The organism is Novacetimonas hansenii JCM 7643 (assembly GCF_000964405.1).
In the GTDB taxonomy this organism is placed as follows: Bacteria; Pseudomonadota; Alphaproteobacteria; order Acetobacterales; family Acetobacteraceae; genus Novacetimonas; species Novacetimonas hansenii.
In genome coordinates, this window is the sequence record NZ_BANE01000190.1 from 1 (window position 1) to 615 (window position 615).

The 615-nt window shown below is 56.1% G+C and carries 1 protein-coding gene; it reads left to right on the forward strand.

Annotated features, from left to right (window positions below; translation table 11 throughout):
• Nucleotides 1-436: 436 nt before the first annotated feature.
• The coding region (locus B7G66_RS17460) for a DUF2840 domain-containing protein (protein WP_148424796.1) at nucleotides 437-615 on the forward strand (179 nt) is incomplete at its 3' end.

Below are 615 nucleotides of genomic sequence, written 5' to 3' on the forward strand. Positions count from 1 at the left end.
CCCCGGTTCGTTTTCGAAATCCGTCGTCTGATCGCGGCGGACACCCTGCCGGGCTACCGCCTGCGTCTGGAGACCGACGCCAGCAATGTGCCGGTGCTCCGTTTCTCCCCTGATCCCAGCAAAGAAACATATCCACAACGCCCTGTGGATAACCGTGTGGAGGACTCCTGATGTCCATCGACCTATCAGGAATCGGATTCTCGACCTATCAGGAACGGGAAATCTCTCTAACAATTTGGAATAAAAGGAGAAATTCGCGCTCTCTAAAGGTACTAAATATTATAAATATTCTGTACTTGTACACCGCGCTGGAGCGCGCGCGTGAGTCTTCGACTATCATAAAAACAGACGATTCTGTCCCGACATTTTCCGACAGTTCTGCGCATCATCCTATGGCGGTGAGCAGATACGGCAGTATGGGGCAGGGGGTGCCGTCATGACGCACCCATCGAGCGAGGTGCTGACGCATCTCGAACTGACCTGGCTTGAGAAGCGCATCGAACAGTGGCTGCGCTTCGGGCACGCTCTGGAAACACACCCGATCGATCGCTATCGCCGTCGTCTCAGCTTCGCGCCCGGTGCGGTCTTCGCCCTGCTGCGCTGGACGCAGGCGGA